We start from the raw sequence: 18,033 nt of genomic DNA, 5'->3' as shown, positions 1-18,033 counted from the left end.
CGGGCCTAACGGACGGGAAGCGCGCTACGACCGCTTGCCGATCTCCTCGCGTAACACGTCGGAGACGACCTCGCCGTCGGCCTTCCCGCGGAGGGCGCCCATCGCCTCGCCCATCAGCCCGGAGAACGCGCCCATCCCCTCGGCCTCGATCTGGTCGGCGTTGCGCTCGACGACCTCGACGACCGCCTCGCGCACCTCGTCCTCGCTCACGCCCGAGAGTCCGGCCTCCTCGACCGCCTCGCTCGCCGACAGATCGGGGTTCTCCGCGAGCGTCGTCAGCACCTCGGGGACGCCCTCCTTCGCGAGGTCGCCGTCCTCGACGAGGTCGAAGAGGGCGAGGAAGTGGTCGTCGGTGAGGTTCTCGACCGGCGCGCCGTCGCGCCGGATCTCGGTCGTCGTCGACTCCAGCGTCGTCGCTGCGAAGGTGGGGTCGACGCCGCGCTCGACCGCGGCCTCGAAGAGGGGGAACCGCTGGCCGAACGCGACCTGCTCGGCGAGGCCGGCGTCGAGCCCGAACTCCGCCTCGTACCGCTCGGCCTTCTCGTCGAGGAGTTCGGGCGTCTCCACGTCGGAGGGGTCCGGCTCGACCGGCGGCACGTCCGTCTCGGGGTACATCCGCGCGGCGCCCGGCAGCGGCCGGAGGTAGCGCGTGGTCCCGTCGTCGTTCGCGCCGCGGGTCTCCTCGGGGACGCCCTCGATCGCGGTCTCCGCGCGCTCGGCGGCCGCCTCGACCGCGAGGTCGGCGGTCTCGGGATCGGCCGCGACGATGGCGACCGCGTCGCCCTCGCCCGCGCCGACCGCGTCGCGGAGCGCGTCGACCTCCGCCTCGGTGACGCCGTACGCCGGCAGTTCGTCGGTGTGGAAGATGCCGCCCGCGCCGTGGCGCTTCGCGTGGTCCGAGAACTCGGTGCCGAGCCGGCGGTCGGGCTGGATCTCGCGGCCGACGAGCCCGTCGAAGCCGAACAGCGGGACGGCGGTCACCTTCCCGCCCGAGTCGAGCGCGCCGCGGATGACCCCCGACTCCGTGTCGGCGAAGACGTCGGTCACGTCGGCGACGTCGCCGACGCTCGCGTCGCGCTCGCGGAGCTCGTCGCGGATTTCGAGCAGCTCCGCCTGCCGTCCGACCTCGCCGCGGACGATGTCCTCGATCCCCTGGAGGTCCTGAACGCCCTTCACCTCGACGCGGGCGCCGTCGGCGATGGAGACGTTCACGTCCTGACGGATCGTGCCGAGCCCGCGCTTGACCGCGCCCGTCGAGCGCAGCAGCATCCCGATCCGCTCGGCCGCCTGCCGCGCGCCCTCGGGGCTCCGGATGTCCGGGCCAGTCCCGATTTCGACGAGGGGGACGCCGAGTCGGTCGAGCGAGTAGACGACGCCGTCGTCGGTCTCCTCGACCCGCTTGGCGGACTCCTCTTCGAGCATGAGGTCGACGACCGACACCGACCCCGACTCCGTCTCGATCTCGCCGTCCTGTCCGAGGAGGATCGAGCGCTGGAAGCCGGAGGTGTTCGAGCCGTCGATGACGAGCTTCCGCATGACGTGGGCCTGATCGACGACGGAGAGGTCGAGCAGGTCGGCGATCTGGAGCGCGACCGAGAGCGCCTCGCCGTCGACGCGCCGGGGCGGCTCGTCGTCCTCCTCGACGAGGCAGGTGGTGTCGTACGCGAGGTAGGTGAACTCGCGGTCGATGCGGCTCTCCTCCATCGCGGCGTCGTCGAGCTCGCCCAGCTCGCTCTTCGTCGGGTGGAGCTTGCGGGTGATCGACCGGTCGGACTCCTCGGGGTCGCGCTCGACGGTGGGGGAGTCGCAGAACAGCTTGGTCTCGGTGTCGAGCTGCTGGTGGATCTCCAGCCCGGCGACGAGCCCCAGCTCCTCGTAGTCGTACTCGGGGGTCGCGTCCGTACTCATTACGCCTCACTCCGACGGCGCGCGACTAAAAGGGTGGCAGTTCGCGCGAGCGACGAGACATCGTGAGCACTGATGTCATTTATAAATGGCTGTGCGGTGGCGCGTGCCTGCGAGCGGCCGCCCCCGGCGGCCGCGAGACAGCACGCGCGAGGGAGTCGGTCGCCAAGCGAAGCGACGGCGACCGACGAGGCTGGGGAGGTGTGAGGTGCGGTGCTGTGCGGGGTGGGACTCAAAGGGGCAGCCGCGAGGGCGGCGCAGACGACGTAAGCACCGCAGCGAGCAACGCGAGCGAGGAGCGCAACGAGTGTGCGCCGCCCTCGCGGCTGGGGCTTTGGGGGTGTTCACCGCCGGTTCGCAAGTAATCATTTATAAGCGAACGGCTGGGGCTTTGGCGGTGTTCACGATCACAGCGTTCCGATCGTACTCGTCACTTCTCACGTAGCATCGAAAGGAATTGTGCGTGGGTGCTGTCGTGTAGACAACACCGTGCATCGTGGGGGTGTACCCCGTGCGATGCGTGGGACCGGATTTGAACCGGCGGACCTCTACAGGACAGCGCCCTCAACGCTGCGCCGTTGGCCTGGCTTGGCTACCCACGCTCGCGGTGTTCTGTCGCGTCTCCACGTACCCTTCCCCTAATTAAAAGCCCTTCCATTTGGCGGGAGCGTGGCGGGGTTTCGCAGACCACCGGGCGGCGGAACGCCACCGCGACTCGGCGACCGCAACGGGAACTTGTCGACCACTACCCGAACGCCTCGACCACACCCGAACCGCCTCGACCGCAACCGGCACGCGTTTGGGGGTCGCGTCCCACCGCACGAGTATGTCCGATTGGGCCCGCGAGAACGTCTCCGTCCTGACCGCCGTCGCCTCCGTCGTCGCGCTCGCGCTCGTCTTCAGCGCGGTGGGCGGCGCGATCCCGAGTTCGCTGCTGCCCCGCGCGAGCGACGCCGTCCTCGCCGCGATCCCGCACTTCAACGCCGCCGTCTCCCTCACCGCCATCGCGACGATCACCCTCGGCTGGCGTGAGATCTCTCGCGGGAACGTGAAGCGCCACCGCAACTTCATGGTGACCTCCTTCGCGCTGTTCGCCGCGTTCCTCGGCGCGTACCTCTACCGGCTGATCCACGTCGGGACCACCGAGTTCCCCGGCCCCGAGGCCGTCTACTCGTACGTCTACCTCCCCTTCTTAGCGATCCACATCCTGCTCGCGATCGTCTGCGTCCCCTTCGTCTTCCACGCGCTCTTCCTGGCCGCGACCCGGCCGTACGAGGACCTCTATCGGACGCGACACGCGCAGGTCGGCATGGTCGGCGCCGTCCTCTGGCTGATCTCCTTCACGATGGGAATCGGCGTGTACCTGCTGCTGTACCACGTCTACTGACCGAACGCGGCAGAAAGAGAGAGTCGACTACGCGTTCCGCTCGGCCTTCCGGTGTGCCGCGTAGAACAGCGGGACGAGCAGCGCGCCGGCGAAGCCGAAGCCGAGCGCCAGCGTCCCGATGTCGCTCGCGGAGAGCCCGCTGCCGCCGCCGGAGCCCCCGTCGCCGCCGGAGCCCCCGGACCCTCCCTCGCCGCCGATGAGGTCGTCGTCGACGGCGCCGACCGCGACGGCGCCCTTCATGCCGATCGACCGGTGGGGTTCGCAGGCGTACCGGAACACGTCGCCCTCGCTCGCGTCCTCGAAGGTGTACTCGAAGGTGGTCCCCGCCTCCGCGACCGCGGACCCGCTGTCGAAGGTGCCGTCCTCCGCGACGACGTTGTGGCCGCCACCCTCGCCGGTCCACTCCCAGACGACCGTCGTCCCCTGATCGACCAGGATCGCGGGCGGGTCGAACCGAAGCCCGTTCTCGCCCGCGCCGACGGAGACGGTGACCTCGTCTTGCCCGCGAAGGTCTCGCGTCCCCTCGTAGTTGCCGACGTTCTCGAACCAGTCGCCGTATCCGGCCGCGTCGCCGGAGCCGCCGTCGCCCCCGTCGCCGCCCTCCGCCTGCGGGTCGACGAGGTCGTCGTCGACGGCGCCGACCGCGACGGCGCCCTTCATGCCGATCGACCGGTGGGGTTCGCAGGCGTACCGGAACACGTCGCCCTCGCTCGCGTCCTCGAAGGTGTACTCGAAGGTGGTCCCCGCCTCCGCGACCGCTGACCCGCTGTCGAAGGTGCCGTCTTGCGCGACGACGTTGTGGCCGCCGCCCTGGCCGGTCCACTCCCAGACGACCGTCGCGCCCGGGTCGATGAGGATCGCGGCCGGGCCGAACCGGAGCCCGTTCTCGCCCGCGCCGACCTGAACGGTGACCTCGTCCTGTCCGCGGTAGTCGTGGGTGCCGTCGTAGTTGCTCACGTCGTCCAGCCAGCCGTCGTACTGCGCGGCGGCGGTCCCGCTTCCGGCCGCGACGCCCGCGGCGACCGCCGCCCCGGCGGCCCCGGCGCGGAAGAACCCGCGGCGGCTCATCGACGCGGCGTCGTCTTCGGCGGCGTCGGCGTTCCGTGTCATGTTCGCACGTCTGACCGTGAGCGTATTTAAGCCCCCGATACGTCCCGAGCGGTCGGAGCGGCGCCGAACGTGTGCGGGGTCGAGTCGGAAAAACGGGGTTCATGGTCCGCGAGCGCCGGGTTCGAACGAAGCGCTCAGTCGTCCGCCGGCGTCGGATCCGAGACCGGCGCGTCGACGTCGCGGTCGGTCGCCTCGCCCTCCACGTCGAAGGGGTACTCGCCGGTGACGCAGCCGAGACAGAGGTCCGCGCGGCTCTCGCCGAGCGCCTCCGCGACCGCGTCGATGGAGAGGTACGAAAGCGTGTCCGAGCCCACCTCCTGCCGGATCTCCTCGGTCGAGGCGTCGGCGGCGATCAGCTCCTCGCGCGTCGCCATGTCGATGCCGAAGTAGCAGGGCGCGAGGATCGGCGGCGCGCCGATCCGGAGGTGGACCTCCTCGGCGCCCGCCTCGCGGACGAGCTCGACGAGCTGCGTCGAGGTCGTTCCGCGGACGATGGAGTCGTCGATGATCGTGACCGACTTCCCCTCCACCGTCGAGCGGATCGGGTTCAGCTTCAGCCGGACCGCGCGCTCCCGCTCGTCCTGCGTGGGCATGATGAACGTCCGGCCCACGTAGCGGTTCTTCATCAGCCCCTCGGCGAACTCCACCCCGCCGTCGTCGGCGGCCCGCGGCTCGCCATCGGGAGTGGTCTCGCCCGCGGCGTCCGCGTAGCCGGAGGCGAACGCGCGGCCGGAGTCCGGCACCGGCATCACCACGTCGGACTCGACGCCGGACTCCTCCCAGAGCTTCCGACCCAGCTTCCGGCGCACCTCGTACACGAGGCTCTCGTCGATGACGGAGTCGGGGCGGGCGAAGTAGACGTGCTCGAAGAAGCAGTGGGCGGTCGCGTCGCGCTCGACCAGCTGATACGTGTCGTAGCCGGTGCCGTCGGGATCCAAGACGACGAGTTCGCCGGGTCGCACGTCGCGGATCAGCTCGCCGTCGAGCGTGTCGATGGCGGCGGACTCGCTGGCGAGGACGTAGCCGCCGTCGATCTTCCCGAGACACAGCGGGCGGTTGCCGAGCGGGTCGCGGACGCCGAGGACGGTGTCGTCGTGGGTGATCGCCAGCGAGTAGGAGCCGTGGATGCGGTTCATCGTGTGTTTGACCGCCCGCACGAGGTCCTCTTCGAGGAGGTTGCGCGCGAGGTCGTGGGCGATCACCTCGGTGTCGCCGTCGGAGGTGAAGGCGTGGCCCGCCGCGGCCAGCTCCTCGCGCACCTCGTCGGCGTTGACGAGGTTGCCGTTGTGCGACAGCCCGAGCGAGCCGGATTTGAAAGAGACGGAGAACGGCTGCGCGCAGCTCTTGTCGAGGCTGCCGGCGGTCGGGTAGCGCACGTGACCGATGCCGGTGCCGCCCGACAGCGACGCGAGGTCCCCCTCTTCGAACGCGTCGCCGACGAGGCCGCGCTCGACGTGGCTGTGCTGTTGGAATCCGTCGTGCGTGACGATCCCGGCCGACTCCTGGCCGCGGTGTTGGAGCGCGTACAGCGCGTAGTACAGCGGTCGCGCGGCCTCCCGATCCGCGAGCGAGACGCCGACGACGCCGCACTTCTCCCGCGGTTCGTCGCCGCCGTAGTCCCCACCGGCGTTCATGTACGCGACGGTGGGGCGGGCGGCGATAAAAATCCTCGTGTTCGTGGCGTATCTACTCGTAACTCGGTCCGAGTTATGCGTAATCGTGGATACAAACGCCCTCGCGTCGCCGCGCAGTCACGCGGTTCGGACACCGCCGCTCACGCGGACTCCTCGCCGCCGACGAACTCGTCGAGGCGCGCGAAGTACTCCTCTCGGGGCACCTGATACGCCGCCCGATAATCGATCTCGCCGGCGACGAACCGCTCCGCGACGTCGACCGCGCCGGCCGCGCCCGCCTCGCGGCTCTCGTACGTCTCCGAGACCGCCTCGATCTCGGGCTCCAAGAAGCAGACGACGTGCCACTCGTCGGTCGCGTACTGGCCCGAGCCGGGGCGCGCGTTCCGGGCGCCGTTCGTCAGGTAGATGGTCGGGAGACACTCGTCGGGGAGGTCGCCGCCCCCGAAGACGTCGGGGCGGTAGACGAGGATCGCCCGCCCGCTGGGCTCCTCGTTCCACAGCCGCCACCCCTCCGGCAGCGATTCGAAGGCCATGCGCCCTCCTCCGTCGCGGAGGCTTGAAAACGTCGCGCTCGGGCGATCGGCTTTGCCGTCAGTCAGCTCGACCCGTTCAATCCACGATGTCCGACCCGCCCGGCGGGAGGAACTCCTGGAGCAGGTCCGCGCTGGCGACCTTGCGGACGAACGACTGGTCGGTGAACCGCTCTTTGAGGTTCCGGTAGGCCATCATCGCGGCGTCGTTCTGCGCGTACATCCCCGGTTCGAAGGTGACGTGCGCGGCCGCGCGGTCGACGATGGCCGACGGCGGCCCGCCGATGGCTCGCGTGACCGGCTCGCACTGGACGCCGACGGCGATCCGGCAGGGCACGTCCTCGAAGTACGTCCGGTCGCCGCGGATCACGAAACTCCCCTTCTCGATGTACTCGCCGCTCTCGGGCGTCTTCGACACCTGATCGGGTTCGACCATGTACGCGTCGCCCGCGCCGCGGCCGTCCTTCCAGTCCGAGGAGTAGGAAACGGCGAACTGCGCGGCCTCCCGCAGCGTCTCCTCGGAGAAGTCGACGGGGTCCGCCGACTCGGAGGGCCCGGCGGCCTTCAGCAGGGTCACCGGCCCGCCGTGGGCCTGCGTGTGGAAGAACCGGTCGTGTTTGCTCATGTATTTTTTCACCAGCTCCTCGTTCTGGTCGGCGTTGCGCCCGCCGATGACGAGGTAGCCCGTCGACGTGTGGAACCAGCGGAACCGCTCGAACCAGTCGTCCGGGCTCCGGATCGGGATCGAGGAGCGCGAGAGCCAGTCGGTCTCGTACTCCTCGTCGTCGCCCTCGCCGTCCGCACCGTCGGCGTCGCCCTCGCCACCGTCGTCGGCCGCCTGCTGCTCCTCCCACTCCGCCTTCCGCTCCTTGACGGCCTCCAGCTCCTCGCGGGTCGACTCGATCGCCTCCTGCGCGCCCGCCTTCTTCTCCTCGACGCGCTTCGCCTCCCGGTAGAGGCGGTCGGCGTTGACCTCCACGCCCTCGCTCGCGTTGAGTTCGACCGTCACCGTCCCCCCGTCGTCCCCTTCCTCTTCGAGTTCGACCGTCACCGTTCCCTCTCCGCCGTCGACGTCGACGACGGCCTCCGCGGCCGGGATGCCGCGCTCGGCGCCGGCGTCGAGCGTCTCCGCGATCTCGTCCCACGGCACCTCGTTTGCGCGGGCCTCCCGCACCGTCGAAAGCACCTCGTCGACGAGGTCGTAGTGCGCGTACAGCAGCTCGGCGCGCTCCCGTTCCGCCTGCGCCTGCTCCTCGAACCCCTCGATCGCTCCCTTCTGCTGTTCGATGATCCGCTCCTGTTTGGCGATCTCCTCTTCGAAGTCCGGGCGGGACGCGCCCGCGTCCGCCGGGGCCTCGCCCTCGTCGGTCTCCTCGCTGCCGAGCCGGTAGAAGTACTCGTCGACGGCGGCGTTGAAGGAGTCGAAGCCGACGCTCGGCAGGCCCTCGTGCTCCGCGAGCGGGAAGGGCGTCACGTCGACGACGCGGGGCTCCTCGTCGCTCGACTCTCCGTCCTCCTCGCCGTCGACGGACTCCTCGTACACGCGGGGGTCGACGTCGCCCGAGCGGAGCCGCTCGTCGATCCGGGCGAGCGCGTCGTGGAGCGCGCCGAGCTGGTCGTCGGTCGCCTCCTCGATCGGCGTCTCCTTCGGCACGCCGGCCCGGGTACACACCTCCTCGGCGTACAGGCCGCCGAGGTTGAGCTGGGTGGCGAGCGTCCGGACGACGTCGCTGTCCGACTCGCGCATGTGGCGGTCGAACGCGCCGCGGCTCACGTCGAGCGGGTTCAGCCGCGAGGCCGGGTACTCGTACTGCGAGCCGGGGGCGACCGTGCGGGACTTGAGCCGCACCGTCGACAGCGCCCCGATCACCTCGCCCGTCTCGTCGAGCGCGGCGACGTTCCCCTGGCCGAACAGCTCGGCGACGAGCGTGGTGTTCTGGTCCTCGCGCTCGAACTCGAAGGTGAGGATGCGGTCGAACTCGTACTGCTCGACGCCCGCGAAGTCCGCGCCCGACATGCGGTTCCGCAGCATCTTCGCGAAGTTCGGCGGGCGTCCCGGCGCGTCCGCGACGTGGTCCGGGTCGGCGGCGTGGGCCCGTTTGATGTCCCCGACCTCGATCATGAGCTCGACGCGGCCGCGGTCGAAGTCGCGAAGCTTCAGCCGGAGCAGGTCGTCGTCGTAGAGGTACGCCTTGTCGACCTTCGCGCCCTCGTACCGATTGAGTTCGGTGACGAGCGCGGCGAGGTCGATGCTCGACAGCTCCCGCTTCTGGTCCATACACCATAGCAACCGGCGGGCCGGAAAAAGGCGTGTCGTTGTGGGTGCGGGTCCGGCGAACGGGTGACGCTCACAGCCGCTTCGACACGTACGGCCCGTCCTGCCGGTAGCCGAGCTTGTTGCGGTAGTACTCGCGGGCGCCGATGCCCGAGATGACCGCGACTTTGTCGTAGCCCGCCTCGCGGGAGAGCTCCTCGGCGCGTTCGAGGAGCTTCGTGCCGTACCCCTGGTGCTGCCAGTCGCCGTCGCCGCCGATGCCGACCTCGTTGCCGTAGACGTGGAGCTCGCGGACCAGCGCGGCGTCTTCGAGTTCCGGGCGGATCGGGTCGCCCTCGGTGCCCGGCGCGCCGGGCTGGTCGGGGGCAAACGAGGGGAACCGCAGGCGACAGAACCCGACGAGCAGGTCCCGGACTGGGTCCTCGAAGGAGATGAAGTGCTCCGTGCCGCCGCCGGCCTCGTAGGTGAGCACGTCGAGTTCGACGTCGTCGGGGTCCGGGTCGGCGTCGTTGTGGCCGACCTCGCGGGCGCGGACGTCCCGCTGGACGATCCCCTTCTCCTCGGCGCGCTGGGCGGCGAGCTGTCGGAGGTTCGACTTCTGGACGCCCGCGTCGATGAAGTCCGCAGGGATGTCGCGCTGGACGCGCTGGAGCCGCGTGTACTTCGGGATCAGGTCCATCACGTCGGCGACGAGGTCGGCCGCCTCCTCGCTCGTGAGCGGGTCGAAGTCGTCGCGGCGCCAGCGGTCGTACACGCGAGTCCCCTCGACGACGAGAGTCGGGTAGATCTTCAGGTAGTCGGGCCGCCAGTCGGGGTTGTCGAACAGCTGCCGGAAGTCCTCTAAGCACATCTCCCGGGTCATGCCCGGCTGCCCGGGCATCATGTGGAAGCCGACCTTGAACGCGGCGTCGCGCAGGCGGCGGTTGGCGTTCCGGGAGGCCTCGTTGCCGTGGCCGCGGTGCATCTCGCGGTTGATCCGCTCGTAGGTGGTCTGGACGCCGACCTCGACCTTCGTGCCGCCGAGGTCGAGCATGCGGTCGATCTGCTCGGGGTCGCACCAGTCCGGCTTCGTCTCGAAGGTGGTGCCGATGTTGCGGATCTCGTTCGTCTCGTTCTCGGCGATCACGTCTTCGAGGTACTCGAACTCGGTCGCCTCGGGGTCCGGCGCGAACGACTCGCCCTCGGCCGGCTCGGGCTCCTTGTCGAGGTCGTAGTCGTTCATCGCCTGGAGCGCGCGCTTGACGAACCACTCCTGGTAGTCGTGCGAGCGCGCGGTCATCGTCCCGCCCATCAGGATCAGCTCCACCTTGTCGACCGGGTGGCCGATCTTCCGGAGCTGTTCGAGCCGGAGCGTGACCTGCCCGTACGGGTCGTAGTCGTTCTGCTCGCCGCGCGCGGCGGCGGGCTCGTGGCCCGTGTACGACTGCGCCGAGGAGAACTCCGAGGCCGGCCCGCCGGGACAGTAGAGGCACTTTCCGTGCGGGCACAGCTCCGGCGAGGTCATGATCGCGACGGGGGAGACGCCGGAGGCGGTCCGGACCGGCTTGCGCTGGACCACCTCGATCACGTCGTCGCGCGCCTCGGACGGGGCGTGATCCAGGATCTCGGTGTTCTTCGGCACCTTCGGGGAGCCGAACTCCGAGCAGGCGTCGAGCTTGGCGCGTTCGAGGTCGTCGCGCTCGATCTCGCCGTCGAGGATGCGCTCGACGAGGTGCTCGCAGGTGCGGACGAACGCCTCGGAGTCGGCGGGGTCGGCGGTGCCATCTCCGGCGGCATCGTCGGACTCGCTACCGGCGTCCCCGTCACTCGCCGCGTCGGTGCTCATTACGCTCCGATCGACGGGTTTCGGAGTTAAGCGTGTCGCACCGATACGTGAGAGGGGTGCGCGTCGGCAGCAGAGCGGGAGTCGGCGCCACGGCTCCGACCGCTCAACGCCGCGTTTCCCGCCTCGGCGAAACGAAATTCGAGTTCTCGACCGCTCGGCTATACGAGGGCTTCAGATCTGACAAATCGGCGAGCGACACCACCGAAGCCCCAGCCGGGAGGCGGGCGCACGCTCGCTGCGGTCCTCGGTTGGTCGCTCGCTTCGCTCGCTCCCGCCCTGCGGTCCTTACTTCGCCTGCGCCCGCCTCCCGGCTGCCCCTTCGAGTCCCACCCGACCACGACCGCACAACACCTCTCCCCTCCCCAGCCTCGTCAGTCGCCGTCGCTTTGCTCCGGCGACTGACTCCCTCGCGCGGTGCTGTCTCGCGGCCGCCGATGGCGGCCGCTCGCAGGCACGCGCCACCGCGACCGCACGTTCGGGGGGGAACCGAACCCGCTCGTTTTAGGCCGGGCGCGGCGTACCCCGCCCCGTGCTACGCAAGGACCTCCTGCGCGTCTCCCGGGCGGGCGGCGGCTACCGCCCGCAGTTCACCGGCCGGGAACACCGCCCGCTCGCGGCCCGCGTCCTCGGGACGTTCGAGTCGCACGTCGGCGAGCGGCGCGGCGACCTCGACGACGCGCTGGCGGACTTGGAGGCCGACGCCGCCACCCGGAACGGCGACTTCAAACTCGTCCGGGGGCTCGCGGCGCTCGTCGAGCGCGAGTGCGAGTTCGAGACGCGGGCCCCGGTCCCGCCGCGTCGCGTCCGGCGGGCCGCGTTCGAGGCCGCGGAGGCGGTCGGCGTCGCCAGCGAGGCGGAGCGGGAGACCGCGGTGGAGCGCGCGGCCGACGCGCTCGGGATCGAGTCCGATGCGGTGGACGCCTCGCTGTACGCCGACCGCGACGTCGAGCGGGTCCTCGTCGACGCCGACGTGCGCTGGGACCCCGACGCCCTGCTGGAGCAGTACGACCTCTCCCTGGCCCAGACCGCGCTCTTCGACGCCACCGAGGTCCGGGTGCGGTCGAACGACCCGAAGCGGCTCGTCTCGGCCGTCAAGCGCCTGCGCTTGATGTACGAGGTCGAGAAGACTCCGGAGGGCCGCGAACTCGTCGTCACCGGCCCGGACCGGCTGTTCTCGCGCACGCGACGCTACGGGACCGCCTTCGCGCGGCTGCTCCGGACGGTCGCGGAGTCGGCGGAGTGGTCGCTGGAGGCGGCGATCGACGACCGCGGCCGCGAGCGCACGATGCGCCTCTCGGACGGCGACGTGACCGTGCCGGACGTCGAGCCCGTCGCGGAGCCCGACTTCGACAGCGGGGTCGAGGCCGACTTCGCCGGGCGCGTCCGCGGGCTCGACCTCGACTGGACTCTGGTGCGCGAACCCGAGCCGCTCGAAACCGGGGCGAGCGTGATGATCCCGGACTTCGCGTTCGACTACGACCACGCGGACTTCAGGCTCTTCTTCGAGGTGATGGGCTTCTGGACCCCCGAGTACGTCGAAAAGAAGCTCGGACAGCTCGCGGACGTGGAGGACGTGGACCTCCTCGTGGCCGTCGACGAGAGCCTCGGCGTCGGCGAGGAGATCGCGGCCCGCGACCACCGCGTCGTCACCTACTCCGGAACGGTCCGGGTGAAGGACGTGGTCGACGTGCTCCGCGAGTACGAGGCCGAGTTCGTCGCCGAGGCGGCCGCCGACCTCCCCGACTCCCTCTCGCCCGACGCCGACGCGATCGGACTCGACGACCTCGCCGCCGAGCGAGGAGTCGGCGTCGAGGCGATCGAGGGGGTGTCGTTCCCCGACCACGAGCGCATCGGGCGGACGCTCGTGCGACCCGCGGTGTTGGAGGCGCTCGCCGAGGAAATCGAGCCCGGGATGGCGCTCTCGGAGGCCGAGGCGGTCCTCGACGAGTACGGGCTCGACGACGCGAGCGCCGCGCTCTCGCGGCTCGGGTACCGCGTCGAGTGGGAGGGGCTCGGCGGGGGAACGGTTCGGGAGAAGTCCGAGTAGGATATTTAAATCGGTGCGGTGGCGCGTGCCGACGAGCGCCCGCAGGGCGCGAGTCGCCCGCGCGAGGGAGTCGCGGCCGCTTTTTAAGCGGCCGCGACGAGGCTGGGGAGGGGTGAGGTGCCGTGCGGTTGCGGTCCGGTGGGACTCAAAGGGGCAGCCGCGAGGCCGCCGTAGGCGACGTAAGCACCGGAGGGAGCGAGCGAAGCGAGCGACTGAGGAGCGCAACGAGCGTACGGCGGCCTCGCGGCTGGGGCTTTGGCGGTATTTGCCGTCGATCCGCGATCAGTCATTTATAAGCGAGCGGCTGGGGCTTTGGCGGTATTCGCCGTCGATCCGCGATCAGTCATTTATAAGCGAGCGGCTGGGGCTTTGAAGATGTTCGCCGTCGATCCGCGATCAGTCATTTATAAGCGAGCGGCTGGGGCTTTGAAGGTGTTCGCCGTCGATCCGCGATCAGTCATTTATAAGCGAGCGGCTGGGGATTTGAAGGTGTTCGCCGTCGATCTACAGTTGGCTATTTATAAATAAGCGGCTGGAGCTTTGGAGGTGTTCACCGACGGTCCGTGAGCAACTGTTTATAAACGAGCGATTGTGGTTTGAGAAGTGTTCATAGCCGATCCAAAATCAGCCATTTATAAGGGGTAAATCGACGTGCGAACGCGATCCGTCACTCGACGACCGGCAGGTCCGCTCGACTCCCTTTCGGCACCACGGAGCGCAGTTCGTCGTATAAATACAGCCCCACGCCGATCGGCACCGACTCGCCGGCAACCTCGTGAGTCGCGATCAGGTAGCCCCAGTCGCCGTCCCACTCCGGCAACTCCTGATCCTCCCCGGCAGCGAACCGAGACGCCTGCTCGGGGTCCAGCTCGATCACGTTCTTCGTCGCGCGCGATCCGAACCGCGAGACCGCCCGCCCGGTCGGCTTCCAGTGCTCCTGTCGCGTCCGGAGAAACGTCATCCCGACGGCCTCGACCTCGCTCGGGTCCGTCGCCTCGCCGTTGAAGATCCAGATCTTTCCGGCGCCCTTCTCCCAGAAGCTGTATTCCTCGAACACCACCCGCTCGATCCCGAACCGCTCGTCCCACCAGTCGAGGACCTCTTCGCGACTCGCGCGCCCCTCGACCTCTCGGTCTGCGGGCGTCTCGGGGAGGCGATCGAACTGCTGGCCGTCGTTGGTGGGGGCGCCGTCGGTCACGCTCCGACCCCCGTGTTTTTGTTCCCGCCCACGCGCAGCTTCGCGCAGAAGAAGCCGCCCGTGTCGTTGCGGTGCGGGTAGATCCGCTTCGCGCGCGTCACCGACTCGTCGTACGCCTCGCCGTCCCACTCGGTCACGCCGGGGTCGGTGTCGAGCGGGAGGTCGAACTCGACCAGTTCGCAGTCCTCGTTCGCGAGGACGTGGTCGAGGACCGCCTCGTTCTCCTCGGGCGCGAACGTACACGTCGAGTAGACGACGACCCCGCCCGGACGGGTCGCCTGGACGGCGCGGGCCAGCACCCCCTTCTGGATCCCCGCGACGGCGCGGACGTGGTCGAGCGTCCACTCGTCCAAGACGTCCGGGTTCTTGCGACAGGTGCCCTCGCAGGAGCAGGGCGCGTCCACGAGCGCGCGGTCGAACTCGTCGAACGCGAGCGACTTCGTCGAGAAGTTGCGCGCGTCCTGATTCGTGACGATCGCGTTCGTGATCCCCAGCCGCTCGGCGTTGTGCCGGAGCGCGGAGAGCCGCCCGAGGTTGTTGTCATTGGCGACGACGGTGCCCTCGTCGTCCATCGCGTCCGCGATCTGGGTCGTCTTGCTGCCGGGGGCCGCGCAGGCGTCCCAGACGCGCTCGCCCGGCCGCGGGTCGAGCGCGAGCGTCGGTAGGACGGACACCTCCTCCTGCCCGTGGGTCCAGCCGTGGACGTACGGCCAGTTTCCGCCGGGGTTCCCGTCGGGGAGCCGGAAGAGGCCGTCGCGCCAGTCGACCGGCTCGTAGGCGACGCCCTCGTCGTCGAACGCCTCGCGGACGCGGGCCGGGGTCGCCGCGATGCCGTTCGTGCGCACGACCGAGGGGAGGGGCCGGTCGCACGCCGCCCGGAACGCGTCGACGTCGTCGACGAGCGGCTCGTATCGGTCGAGCGGATTCATGGTCCTCCTTTCGCGGCGGGCCGTTAGACGGTTTCGGGACTCGAACGAGGGATCCGCCGCGCGTCTCACCCCCGGACCCGCCGCGTGTCCCGCCCCCGGAGCTGCCTGCGCCGCACCTTTAGGTCCGGCCCGGGCGTACGGGCGCGCATGGCACGCATCTCCGTCCTCGACGACGACGTCTCGCTGGACGATCCCACCCTGATCGAGGGGTTCCCCGGCGTCGGCCTCGTCGGGAAGATCGCGACCGACCACCTGATCGACGTCCACGAGATGACCCACTACGCGAACGTCCACTGCGACGGGCTCCCGCCGGTGGCCGTCTACCACGAGTCCGAGACGGCCGCGACGACCCCGGTGCGGCTGTACGCTGACCCCGAGAACGACCTCGTCGCGCTCCGCAGCGACGTGCCCGTGAACCCGGCCGCGGCGACCGAGGTCGCGGCGTGTCTCGGCTCGTGGTTCGACGAGGTCGACCTGTTCCCGGTGTTCCTGTCGGGGCTCGGCCGCGAGAAGGACGAGGCGCCCCCGAGCCTGTACGGGATCGCGACCGGCGACGGCGCCGAGGCGCTGGCCCGGGCCGAGGTGTCCGAGCCGTCCGAGTCCGGGCTCGTCTCCGGGCCAACGGGCGCGATGCTCGCGGCGGCGCTCGAAAACGATCGCGACGCGGTCGGCCTCGTCGTCGAGTCCGACCCGCAGTTCCCCGACCCCGAGGCGGCGCGGGTGCTCATCGCCGACGGCATCGACCCGATCGCCGGGATCGAGACGCCGACCGACGGGCTCGTCGAGCAGGCGACGGAGATCCGCGAGGCGAAACAGCAGTTCGCCGAGCGGATGCGACAGGCGAACGAGGAGAGCTCGCAGGCAGAGCCGCTCAAGATGTTTCAATAGGCGGGAGGTCAGTCCGCGGAGTCGCCCGCGCCGTCGCCCTCCAGCTCGTCGAGGATCGGCCGGTACTTCAGCTGGACCTCGTCCCACTCGCGGTCGGGGTCCGAGTCGGAGACGACCCCGACGCCCGCGAACAGCGTCGCGCGTCGCCGGCTCGCGACGGCCGAGCGGATCGCGACCGCGAACGCGCCGTTGCCCGCGGCGTCGATCCAGCCGACCGGCGCGGCGTACCAGCCGCGGTCGAACGGCTCCGTCTCGCGGATCGTCGCCAGCGCGCGGTCCGGCGGTAGCCCGCCGACCGCGGGCGTCGGGTGGAGCGCATCGACGAGGTCGAGCACGTGGCGGTCCGCGCCGAGCTCGGCGGTGATCGGCGTGTGGAGGTGCTGGACCGTCGCGAGCCGGCGGACGCGGCGCTCGCCCGCGGAGACCGACGCCGCGAACGGCTCCAGCTGGTCGCGGACCGTCTCCGCGACGAGCTCGTGCTCGTGGACGTTCTTCTCGTCGTCGAGGAGCTCCCGCGCGAGCCACTCGTCCTCGCTCGGCGTCTCGCCGCGGCCGGTCGTCCCGGCGAGCGCGTCGGTCTCGACCGTCCGGCCGCGAAGCGAGACCAGCCGCTCGGGCGTGGCGCCGAAGAACGCGCTGTCCCCGCCGTCCGGCTCGAACCAGTAGCGGTGGCAGTCGGGGTACTTCTCCGCGAGGCGTTCGAGCGTCGCCGCGCGGGGGAAGTCGGCCGCGAGGTCGGCCTCCAGCGCCTGCGCCAACACCACCTTCCGGAGGTCGCCGTCGCGGATCCGGTCGACCGCGGCGCCGACGCTCTCGCGCCACGCCTCGCGGCTCGTCGTCCGGCGGCTCGCGCGGATGCCCGGGCGAGGCGGCCGAGAGGCGGCCGCGCTCTCGCCCGTCTCCCCGGAGTCGCGCCGGTCGAGCGCGGCGAACCGATCGACCTCGCGCGCCAAGCGGTCCTCGACGGCGGCGACGTCGGCGTCGTCGCCGACCGCGTTGACGGTGAGCCACGCGCCGTTGTCCGCGACCGTCAGCTGGACCCGCGGCAACACGAACCGGGCCTCCGGAAACGGCCCCCACGGGTCGCCGTCGCAGGCGCCCTCGTGGAAGGCGAACCCCCCGAACACGCGGGGGCGGGCCGCCTCGGTGCCGGCGTGGACATCGCCGGACTCGAACAGCTCCGTCGACGCGTCGCGGATCGCCGCGAACCGGTCGCCGCCGGCGGCGGTCAGCGTCGCCGCCGCGCCGCCGCCGAGCACCAGCGCGTCGTCGGGCGCGCTCCAGGTCGTGCGCGGCGACGGGAGGGCGTCGAACGCCGCCGCGAACGCCGGCTCGTCGACCGCCGTGGTCCGGCTGACCAGCGGCGGCGACGACCGAGAGCGCGCCCGTTCCATGCGTATCGAGTCGGGACCGGGGACCCTTTATCCTGACTATCGGGGCGGAGCGGACGGGGGAACCCCGAGCGGCAAAACGAGCAGGGCGACGGACGGCGGACGGTCAGCTGTAGCGCTCCTCGTTCCAGGGGTTCGCCGTGTCGCTGTACCCGCGTTTCTCCCAGTAGCCGAGCTCGGGTTCGGTGAGGAGCTCCACGCCCGAGACCCACTTCGCGCCCTTGTACGCGTACTTGTGGGGCGTGACGACGCGGATCGGGCCGCCGTGGTCGGCCGGGAGGTCGTCGCCGTCGAAGCCGTACGCGAGCTGGACGCCCGGCTTCGTGCACTCGTCGAGCGGGAGGTCGGTCGTGTAGCCGTCCAGCGAGTGGAACATCACGTGTTCCGCCTCGTCGCGGACGCCGGCGAGGTCGGCCAGGTCCGCGAACGCGACCCCGGTGAACTCGCAGTCGAACTTGCTCCACCCCGTCACGCAGTGGAAGTCCTGCCGCTGGGTGACGGCCGGCAGGTCGCGGAACTCGTCGAGCGAGAGGGACTGCGGCTCCTCGACGGCGCCCCACACCTCGAGCTCGAACGTCTCCGGGTCCCACGAGGGCGTTCCGCTCTTCGAGAGGACGGGGAACCCGTCGGTCTCGCGCTGTCCCGGCGGGAGCCGATCGTCGCCGTACTCGCGGTAGAGGTCGGTGAGGTCCTCGGCGCCCTCGACGCCGGATTCGGTCATGGGATGCGGTTCGGCCCGGACCGACGTATGAATGTCGCTCTCGGAGACGGTCGGGCACCCGCGAGCACCGCGCGCGGCGGGAACGGAGTCGGCGGCGAGAGGGATCGCCGCGCCGCTTCGTACATCTTTAACCTGTATTTAACAGATCAAAAATGAACTTTTGCGTCGTCGTTTTGAGTTTTCGTATCAGCGG

Annotated in this window: 13 protein-coding genes and 1 tRNA gene; 3 read left to right on the top strand and 11 right to left on the bottom strand. The window is 70.4% G+C overall.

The window, feature by feature from the left end; all coding sequences use genetic code 11:
- Window positions 1-24 precede the first annotated feature (24 nt).
- Window positions 25-1,908, bottom strand: coding sequence for a Glu-tRNA(Gln) amidotransferase subunit GatE (gatE, locus tag CPZ01_RS00265; RefSeq protein WP_096392876.1), 1,884 nt, complete (start codon window positions 1,906-1,908; stop codon window positions 25-27).
- Window positions 1,909-2,422: 514 nt separating this feature from the next.
- A tRNA-Leu gene (locus CPZ01_RS00260) sits at window positions 2,423-2,507 on the bottom strand.
- A 224-nt stretch (window positions 2,508-2,731) separates the two neighbouring features.
- On the opposite strand from CPZ01_RS00260, the gene CPZ01_RS00255 reads away from it, so the two are divergent.
- Entirely contained in the window at window positions 2,732-3,292 is a 561-nt protein-coding gene (locus tag CPZ01_RS00255; protein ID WP_096392875.1) for a DUF420 domain-containing protein, read from the top strand.
- A gap of 27 nt (window positions 3,293-3,319) precedes the next feature.
- Here CPZ01_RS00255 and CPZ01_RS00250 read toward each other — a convergent pair whose 3' ends face one another.
- The 5 genes from CPZ01_RS00250 to CPZ01_RS00230 all read right to left on the bottom strand — a co-directional run bounded on the left by CPZ01_RS00250 (window position 3,320) and on the right by CPZ01_RS00230 (window position 10,666).
- Complete coding sequence (locus tag CPZ01_RS00250) at window positions 3,320-4,402, bottom strand: halocyanin domain-containing protein (protein WP_096392874.1); 1,083 nt, start codon at window positions 4,400-4,402, stop codon at window positions 3,320-3,322.
- Window positions 4,403-4,536: 134 nt separating this feature from the next.
- Entirely contained in the window at window positions 4,537-6,036 is a 1,500-nt protein-coding gene (gene purF / locus CPZ01_RS00245; RefSeq protein ID WP_096392873.1) for an amidophosphoribosyltransferase, read from the bottom strand.
- A 140-nt stretch (window positions 6,037-6,176) separates the two neighbouring features.
- Window positions 6,177-6,569 carry a DUF5820 family protein gene (locus CPZ01_RS00240; protein WP_096392872.1) on the bottom strand — a complete coding sequence of 131 codons (393 nt, stop codon included), beginning with the start codon at window positions 6,567-6,569 and terminating at the stop codon, window positions 6,177-6,179.
- Between the two features lie 76 nt (window positions 6,570-6,645).
- Window positions 6,646-8,844, bottom strand: a complete 2,199-nt coding sequence (gene rqcH / locus CPZ01_RS00235; RefSeq protein WP_096392871.1) for a ribosome rescue protein RqcH — start codon at window positions 8,842-8,844, stop codon at window positions 6,646-6,648.
- 70 nt (window positions 8,845-8,914) lie between these two features.
- Window positions 8,915-10,666 (bottom strand): tRNA uridine(34) 5-carboxymethylaminomethyl modification radical SAM/GNAT enzyme Elp3, encoded by a 1,752-nt coding sequence (locus CPZ01_RS00230; protein ID WP_096392870.1) that lies wholly within the window; start codon window positions 10,664-10,666, stop codon window positions 8,915-8,917.
- Window positions 10,667-11,195: 529 nt separating this feature from the next.
- Between CPZ01_RS00230 and CPZ01_RS00225 the strand changes: the two genes are divergently transcribed.
- On the top strand, window positions 11,196-12,713 hold the full coding sequence (locus tag CPZ01_RS00225; RefSeq protein ID WP_096392869.1) for a DUF790 family protein: 1,518 nt from the start codon (window positions 11,196-11,198) through the stop codon (window positions 12,711-12,713).
- Window positions 12,714-13,380: 667 nt separating this feature from the next.
- On the opposite strand, the gene CPZ01_RS00215 is transcribed toward CPZ01_RS00225, so the two are convergent.
- Entirely contained in the window at window positions 13,381-13,911 is a 531-nt protein-coding gene (locus CPZ01_RS00215) for a DUF7122 family protein (RefSeq protein ID WP_096392867.1), read from the bottom strand.
- Window positions 13,908-14,840: an RsmB/NOP family class I SAM-dependent RNA methyltransferase gene (locus CPZ01_RS00210; protein WP_096392866.1), complete on the bottom strand. Its 933-nt coding sequence runs from the start codon at window positions 14,838-14,840 to the stop codon at window positions 13,908-13,910. The genes CPZ01_RS00215 and CPZ01_RS00210 overlap by 4 nt, the downstream gene beginning before the upstream one ends.
- 147 nt (window positions 14,841-14,987) lie before the next feature.
- On the opposite strand from CPZ01_RS00210, the gene CPZ01_RS00205 reads away from it, so the two are divergent.
- Window positions 14,988-15,728, top strand: coding sequence for a proteasome assembly chaperone family protein (locus tag CPZ01_RS00205; RefSeq protein ID WP_096392865.1), 741 nt, complete (start codon window positions 14,988-14,990; stop codon window positions 15,726-15,728).
- Window positions 15,729-15,736: 8 nt separating this feature from the next.
- On the opposite strand, the gene CPZ01_RS00200 is transcribed toward CPZ01_RS00205, so the two are convergent.
- Both CPZ01_RS00200 and CPZ01_RS00195 read right to left on the bottom strand, forming a co-directional pair.
- On the bottom strand, window positions 15,737-17,122 hold the full coding sequence (locus CPZ01_RS00200) for an isochorismate synthase (protein WP_096392864.1): 1,386 nt from the start codon (window positions 17,120-17,122) through the stop codon (window positions 15,737-15,739).
- Window positions 17,123-17,225: 103 nt separating this feature from the next.
- On the bottom strand, window positions 17,226-17,840 hold the full coding sequence (locus CPZ01_RS00195) for a sulfite oxidase-like oxidoreductase (protein WP_096392863.1): 615 nt from the start codon (window positions 17,838-17,840) through the stop codon (window positions 17,226-17,228).
- Between the last annotated feature and the right edge of the window lie 193 nt (window positions 17,841-18,033).

This window comes from Halorubrum trapanicum (assembly GCF_002355655.1).
Taxonomy (GTDB): Archaea; Halobacteriota; Halobacteria; order Halobacteriales; family Haloferacaceae; genus Halorubrum; species Halorubrum trapanicum_A.
The sequence above is the reverse complement of the archived record's forward strand: the minus strand, read 5'-3'. Positions and strand labels throughout refer to the sequence as shown.